10 protein-coding genes are annotated in these 6,470 nt (G+C 39.8%); 9 read left to right on the plus strand and 1 reads right to left on the minus strand.

Annotation, left to right across the window (positions count from 1 at the left end; genetic code table 11):
* Positions 1–182: 182 nt before the first annotated feature.
* Complete coding sequence (locus tag ATH1_RS0115025) at positions 183–1,094, minus strand: helix-turn-helix domain-containing protein (protein ID WP_010423446.1); 912 nt, start codon at positions 1,092–1,094, stop codon at positions 183–185.
* 384 nt (positions 1,095–1,478) lie between these two features.
* On the opposite strand from ATH1_RS0115025, the gene ATH1_RS0115030 reads away from it, so the two are divergent.
* From ATH1_RS0115030 to ATH1_RS0115070, 9 genes are all read left to right on the plus strand, one after another.
* Entirely contained in the window at positions 1,479–1,814 is a 336-nt protein-coding gene (locus tag ATH1_RS0115030) for an aldo/keto reductase (RefSeq protein WP_010423448.1), read from the plus strand.
* Positions 1,753–1,944, plus strand: a complete 192-nt coding sequence (locus tag ATH1_RS22840) for a hypothetical protein (protein ID WP_425358290.1) — start codon at positions 1,753–1,755, stop codon at positions 1,942–1,944. Before ATH1_RS0115030 ends, ATH1_RS22840 begins: the two co-directional genes overlap by 62 nt.
* Positions 1,898–2,425, plus strand: a complete 528-nt coding sequence (locus tag ATH1_RS19670; RefSeq protein WP_211208085.1) for an alpha/beta hydrolase family protein — start codon at positions 1,898–1,900, stop codon at positions 2,423–2,425. The genes ATH1_RS22840 and ATH1_RS19670 overlap by 47 nt, the downstream gene beginning before the upstream one ends.
* Positions 2,426–2,433: 8 nt before the next feature.
* Positions 2,434–3,177, plus strand: coding sequence for an SDR family oxidoreductase (locus tag ATH1_RS0115040; RefSeq protein WP_010423452.1), 744 nt, complete (start codon positions 2,434–2,436; stop codon positions 3,175–3,177).
* Between the two features lie 17 nt (positions 3,178–3,194).
* A complete protein-coding gene (locus ATH1_RS0115045) occupies positions 3,195–4,046 on the plus strand; it encodes an aldo/keto reductase (protein WP_010423454.1) in 852 nt (283 codons plus the stop codon).
* A 307-nt stretch (positions 4,047–4,353) separates the two neighbouring features.
* A complete protein-coding gene (locus ATH1_RS0115055; RefSeq protein WP_010423459.1) occupies positions 4,354–4,797 on the plus strand; it encodes a nuclear transport factor 2 family protein in 444 nt (147 codons plus the stop codon).
* A gap of 59 nt (positions 4,798–4,856) precedes the next feature.
* Positions 4,857–5,063 (plus strand): heparan-alpha-glucosaminide N-acetyltransferase domain-containing protein, encoded by a 207-nt coding sequence (locus ATH1_RS0115060; RefSeq protein WP_245531819.1) that lies wholly within the window; start codon positions 4,857–4,859, stop codon positions 5,061–5,063.
* Positions 5,060–5,791, plus strand: a complete 732-nt coding sequence (locus ATH1_RS0115065; RefSeq protein ID WP_010423463.1) for a carboxymuconolactone decarboxylase family protein — start codon at positions 5,060–5,062, stop codon at positions 5,789–5,791. Before ATH1_RS0115060 ends, ATH1_RS0115065 begins: the two co-directional genes overlap by 4 nt.
* 254 nt (positions 5,792–6,045) lie before the next feature.
* The gene (locus ATH1_RS0115070; protein WP_245531820.1) at positions 6,046–6,174 is read left to right on the plus strand and encodes a uroporphyrinogen decarboxylase family protein; all 129 of its coding nucleotides are present in this window, start codon (positions 6,046–6,048) and stop codon (positions 6,172–6,174) included.
* Positions 6,175–6,470 lie beyond the last annotated feature (296 nt).

Here is a 6,470-nt window from a genome sequence, read left to right on the forward strand (position 1 = left end):
AGTGGTGAACTCTCAACCTCAACCTCAACCTTAATCTCAACCTCAACCTTACTTTGCTGTTTGTCATTCTGAGCAGAGCGAAGAATCTAACATCAATTAAAGCATGATAAATTGCATAATTCCAATAATTTAGATAAATTTTATACGAATGAAGCTGTTTTTGATAAACTAAAAAACAGTTCCTAATTCATTCCTCTATACTCACCCGGAGAAACCCCCACACTCTTCTTGAACATGCGGGCAAAGTGTTGCGGATATTTAAACCCCAACTCTGAAGCTATTTCATGCACCGTTTTTTCAGTATTAAATATTTTGCTTTTAGCTAAATCAATAATTTTGTATTGAATATATTCTTTTGCTGATTTGCCGGTTTCTTTTTTAATTAAATCACCAAAATAATTGGCCGACAAATGCAGCTTTTCTGCGAAATAAGCCACTGATGGCAGGCCAATTGTCTGTGGCTTGCCCGACGAGAAAAAGTCATTCAGAAGATATTCAAATTTTTCCAGAATCCCCTTGTTGACACTTTCCCTGGTAATAAACTGTCGGTCGTAAAAGCGATCACAGTAATGTAAAAACAAGTCAATATTGGAAGTAATCACCTTTTTACTATGCTTATCTATACTTTGCTGTAACTCATATTTTATATTGGAAAAGCAGTCCAGCACTATTTGCCTTTCACGTTCTGAAATATGCAAGGCCTCATGCGTATTATAACTGAAAAAGCTGTAATCATGAATGCTTTTTGCTAAATTGGTTCCCAGAAGCAGGTCGGGATGAAATACCAGGGCGTAACCTTTGGGCTGGTAAACTTTTTCATTGTTTTCTATTTCCAGCACCTGACCAGGAGCTACAAACACCAATGTACCCTCCTGGTAGTCATAATAATTACGGCCATACTTTAAATCACCGCATTTTACATCTTTCAGGAATATGCAATACAGCCCAAAATTTAGTCTGACATTTTTCCTTTCTCCCCAGTTTATTGGATTTGCCTTTGAAAAATCAATGATGTTCACCAACGGGTGAAGTGTTTCATGATTGTTCAGGTCATTGTATTCGCTTACCGTATCATATTTAAATATTCCTTCCATAAAATATTTTTTTACCCAAAACAAAATTAAGTATTCCTGAGACGAAAATCACATAATCATATTAAAATCAGTAAAAGTGGTACGATAAACCGTAATTTGTATACTGATTTTTAGTTTGGTTTCCTGATATTTGTTAAGTTTAATGAGCCCGGTCTAAAAAGCATTTTTGTTGCCAGACTCATTGTTGTTTTAATTTTTTAAGCCCTTATTAACAAGGAGTTGACTCCGTCACAAAAATTTAAAGCGCCTTGATTTTGACAAAAATATGCTTCTTATATCGCACTCTTTAATTCTTAAAGAATTGAAAATCTTTGATATTGATATAATGAAGAAACGAAAATTAGGCACACAAGGTTTAGAAGTCTTCGCTTTGGGATTGGATGTATGGGGCTTAACTTCGGTTATGGACAAGTTACAGACAAAAAAGAAGCCATAAAGCTTATCAGGAAAGCTTATGAACTGGGGGTCAACCTTTTTGACACGGCAGAAGTTTATGGCCCATTCACCAATGAAGAAATGGTGGGTGAGGCCATAGCCCCTTTTCGGAAGGATGTTGTTGTGGCGACAAAATTTGGATTTCATATTCAGGACGGTAAAATGGCCGGTTTAAACAGCAGACCGGAAAGATGCAACCCCGGCACAAATTGCCCTTGCCTGGTTGCAGGCCCAAAAATCCTGGATTGTTCCCATTCCCGGTACTACAAAAATACATCGCCTTGAAGAAAATATAGGTTCAACCGTTATAGAATTCACTCCTGAAGAATTGGAGGAAATCCAAAAAGAAGTTTCGAAAATTGAGCCCAGTGGGGACAGATATTCAGAGGGTTCGGCAAAAACGATTGATCGATAAAATAGGCCCGGGCATTCTTGTGACACATTCACACTCCGGAGGAATGGGCTGGCTTACCGCCATCAGGAATCAAAACATTAAAGCCATTGTCTCTTATGAACCGGGAAGTGGATTTTTGTTCCCTGAAGGTGAAGTCCCGGCCCCCAAACCGAGTTCTGGAGGAATACTTGAAGCTGAAGGTGTACCCATGGAAGAATTTATGCAGTTAACAAAAATCCCTATCGTAATTTATTATGGCGATTTCATCCCCGATGAACCGGTCGAAAATCCCGGTCAGGATGGCTGGCGCGTACGGCTCTCAATGGCCAGGTTGTGGCGTGATGTCGTCAATAAATATGGCGGGGATGTAACTGTGGTACATCTGCCGGAAACAGGAATTGAAGGCAACACCCATTTCCCTTTCTCTGATTTGAATAATGTTGAAATTGCCGATTTAATGTCGAAATGGTTGAAAGAAACAGGATTGGATAAATCTAAATAATTGTAAAAATGGAAAATTTAAAAGAAAAAGTAATCGTAATTACAGGAGCCAGCAGTGGCTTTGGAAAAATTACTGCACAATACCTCTCGGAAAGAGGTGCAATTGTGGTTTTAGGTGCCAGGAGTACCGATAAAATTGAGACTTTAGCCCGGGAAATAAAAGATAAAGGGGGTAAGGCTTTGGCTGTAACAACAGATGTGACGAAAGCTGAGCAGGTTAAAAACCTTGTGGATTCAGCGGTGAATGAATTTGGCAAAATTGACGTTTTGCTGAACAACGCAGGTATTATGCCATTGTCTCCACTGGAATACTTAAAAATAGAAGACTGGGATGCCTGTATTGATATAAATATCAAAGGAGTCCTTTATGGTATTGCGGCAGCGTTACCACACATGAAGAAGCAAAAATCAGGACAGATTATCAGTGTTTCTTCCGTTGCCGGACATACAATTAGCCCTGGTGGTGCGGTTTATTCAGCCTCCAAATATTCGGTAAGGGTGATTTCGGAAGCATTAAGACAAGAAGTAAAACCATACAACATCCGTACTTCGGTTATCTCTCCGGGAGCTGTCGATACAGGCCTTCCGGATAGCGTTACTGATCCTGACATAGCCAAAGGAATCAAAGAATTTTATGAAAAAAATGCCATCCCTGCTGATTCTTTCGCCCGTTCAGTCGCTTTTGTAATAAGTCAACCGGAGGATGTAGATGTGAATGAGGTGCTTTTTCGCCCAACAAAACAAACGCTTTAATAAAAAACAAACGAATTATGCAAACAGTAAAATTAAACAATGGTGTTGAAATGCCCATTCTGGGTTTTGGTGTTTTTCAAATACCAGACTTAAGTGAGTGCGAAAGAAGTGTGCTTTCAGCAATAGAAACCGGTTACCGATTGATAGATACTGCAGCGGTTTATATGAACGAAACTGCTGTTGGCAATGCCATAAAAAAGAGTGGAATTGCAAGGGAGGAATTATTCATCACCACGAAGCTTTGGTTACAAGACACCGGCTACGAAAACACGAGAAAAGCTTTTGAAAAATCCTTGAATAAATTACAACTCGATTATCTGGATTTATACTTAATCCATCAGCCTTACGGGGATGTACATTGTTCCTGGCGGGCAATGGAAGAGCTCTACAAAGAAGGAAAAATAAGAGCGATTGGCGTAAGCAATTTCCATCCCGACCGGGTAATGGATTTGATCACTTTCAATGAAATTGTTCCCGCGGTTAACCAGATTGAAACGCATCCTTTTAACCAGCAGGTTGAAACACAGAAATTTTTGACAGAAAATGGTGTTCAGCATGAATCCTGGGGCCCCTTTGCCGAAGGCAAAAACAACCTCTTCACCAATGAGGTGCTTACCGAAATCGGGGAGAAATACAACAAATCAGTAGCCCAGGTTGTCCTTCGGTGGTTAACGCAGCGGGGAGTAGTGGCTATTCCAAAATCCGTTCATAAAGAGAGAATTCAGCAAAATTTCAACAGTCTCGATTTTGAATTAACACCTGAGGATATGGAAGCTATTTTAACTCTGGATACCAAAACCTCATCCTTTTTGGACCATCGCGATCCGGAAATAGTAAAATGGCTGGGATCAAGGAAAGTTGACTTATAGCATCATTCAGGAATACTACGGAACAGATGAAAAAGAACTGTTCCTTATTCCGGGTGCCACCCACATTCAAACATACTATGTCCCTCAATATGTCGATCAGGCAATGAATAAAGAGTGCAGTCTAAAAAGTCTTTTGACCCCTAAATCCCCTAAAGGGAACTTTTTCAAACTGCTGATTTTTAGCAGTTCCCCTTTAGGGGTCAGGGGTAAAAATGGTAAAAATCAGCAGTTTGAAGGCTTTTTATACTGCACTCAATAAACTTAATGAATTCTTCGGTAAGTATTTGTAAATTAAACTGGAAACTATATGAAAACAACAATTCTCGGACTGTTTTTGATGCTATGCACATCATGGTCCTTTGCACAAAATTCTGCCGCTGAGCAGGAAGTCATTGATCTCTCGAAACAGAAGTGGCAGTGGATGTCAGACAAAAATGTAGATAAATTGGACAACCTCTTCCACGAAAAAGCGGTGTTTGTTCACATGGGAGGTTCATGGGGAAAAGAGCGTGAGCTGAATATTATAGAAAGCGGTGGTATCTGGTATAAAAAAGCAGATATTCATGAAGTATCGGTGAAAATTATTGACCATACAGCCATTCTTTTAAACCGAATTACTTTGTTAGCAGAAGTTGGTGGGAATGAAGTTTCCAACCCGTTTGAGGTGACTGAAGTATATGTTAAACAAGACGGAATTTGGAAATTGGGCTCACTTTCGTTCACCAAATTGATGGCTCCGGGCGGTGATTAATGCTTTTTATTATTAAAACTAACAGATATGAAATAATCAAAAAAAGGAAACAGCCAATTATGGAACAAAACATATCCTTATCATCACCGTTAAAACGAATTACGATATTAGATGCTCTTCGGGGATTTGCGTTGTTGGGCGTTATTCTGATGCACATGATCCAGCATTTTGGAATATTTTCCATGCCTTCGCAACAGGAAACATTTCAATTCCCTGCATGGGATGAAACCATTCAAAAAGAAACCCCAACAACAATAAAAAAATGAGACAATTAAAGACTTTAGGATCAATTGTGCTGATGGTTTGCGCTTCAGCTTTCACAAACAATGCAATGGCACAGTCAGGCAATAGCGACCAGCATCTTAGTCAGAAAGAAAAAAGCATTATTGCCATAGCTTCTACAACAGGAATGGGCCATTTGTCAGATTTAAAGATGCAGTTGCATGAGGGGCTGGATGCCGGATTGACCATCAATGAAATAAAAGAAGTAATGGTGCATCTTTATGCCTATTGCGGATTTCCCAGAAGTATCAGGGGATTGCAAACATTCATGGAAGTGGTTGAAGAACGAAAAGCAAAAGGTATTGAAGATGAATTGGGACCCCCGGCTTCGCCAATAAATGATAAACGTAGCAAATACGAACGGGGAAGGGATAATCTTGAAAAACTCACCGGCGTGCCCCAAACCGGTACCCAAAAAGGTTATGCCGCTTTTGCACCTGTTATTGAAGTTTTTCTGAAAGAACACCTGTTCGCAGATATTTTTGACCGGGATGTACTGACTTTTGCCGAACGGGAATTGGTCACCATATCGGTACTCAGCAGCATAGGAGGCGTTGAACCGATGTTATATTCTCATTTAACAATTTGTCTGAACCTGGGCTTAACTCCCGGACAGCTTAATGAATTTGTAGAAATCATAAAGGCAACGGCAGGAGATAAAGCTGCCAAAAATGCGCAGACAGTCTTGAATGAAGTACTCAAAAATAAATAATGAGCCCGGTCTAAAAAGCATCTTTGTTGCCAAATTGGTTGTTGTTTTAAATTTTTGAAACGAGCATGAATTCACTATCCATCAGGGAATCACGCACTCCTTTTATTTTCTTTCCCAAAGGACTGAGAACCGGACTCAAACATGTCACCCCCTGATATTGCCGATTTTGTCAGTATTGACTGGCAAATGCCATTGCCCATGCCCGTGAACTGGTACATCCCGATGTGGGGCTTCAGGGGAATATAGATCCCCGGTTGTTATACTCTAAACCTGCCGATATTGAGGCCGCTCTGGAAGAACTGATGCCTTTTTATTGTGAACATTCTGATTACATATTGAATCTGGGACATGGACTTCTTCCTGATATTCCCTTTAAAATGTGAAGCTTGTAGTTGACAGGGTAAAGAGTATGAAATGGGAGTGATGATGACAACGTTTATCATTTCCGACGCGGAAAATTATTTCTAAATTTATGTTTTGTCGGGGCCTGTTTTGTAGAAAATAAAAAACAGGCCCCGGTTTTATTGTTCAATAACTTGATTGACCAAATATTCCTGTGTCGGCAAAAAAATCCTGTGGTATCTGGCTTACTTCCCTGAAAGAGTGGTACGGATAAAATAAATGCCTTCTCCCTGTTTGGGTTTCACAGGGTTTTTAACCCAGGTTATGTCTGTGGCTT

Source organism: Anaerophaga thermohalophila DSM 12881 (assembly GCF_000191885.1).
In the GTDB taxonomy this organism is placed as follows: Bacteria; Bacteroidota; Bacteroidia; order Bacteroidales; family Marinilabiliaceae; genus Anaerophaga; species Anaerophaga thermohalophila.

Bases quoted from the DNA above. Each gene is read 5' to 3' on its own strand.
- ATH1_RS0115025 (WP_010423446.1), bottom strand. From the start codon at position 1,094: ATGGAAGGAATATTTAAATATGATACGGTAAGCGAATACAATGACCTG.
- ATH1_RS0115030 (WP_010423448.1), top strand. From the start codon at position 1,479: ATGGGGCTTAACTTCGGTTATGGACAAGTTACAGACAAAAAAGAAGCC.
- ATH1_RS0115040 (WP_010423452.1), top strand. From the start codon at position 2,434: ATGGAAAATTTAAAAGAAAAAGTAATCGTAATTACAGGAGCCAGCAGT.
- ATH1_RS0115045 (WP_010423454.1), top strand. From the start codon at position 3,195: ATGCAAACAGTAAAATTAAACAATGGTGTTGAAATGCCCATTCTGGGT.
- ATH1_RS0115055 (WP_010423459.1), top strand. From the start codon at position 4,354: ATGAAAACAACAATTCTCGGACTGTTTTTGATGCTATGCACATCATGG.
- ATH1_RS0115060 (WP_245531819.1), top strand. From the start codon at position 4,857: ATGGAACAAAACATATCCTTATCATCACCGTTAAAACGAATTACGATA.
- ATH1_RS0115065 (WP_010423463.1), top strand. From the start codon at position 5,060: ATGAGACAATTAAAGACTTTAGGATCAATTGTGCTGATGGTTTGCGCT.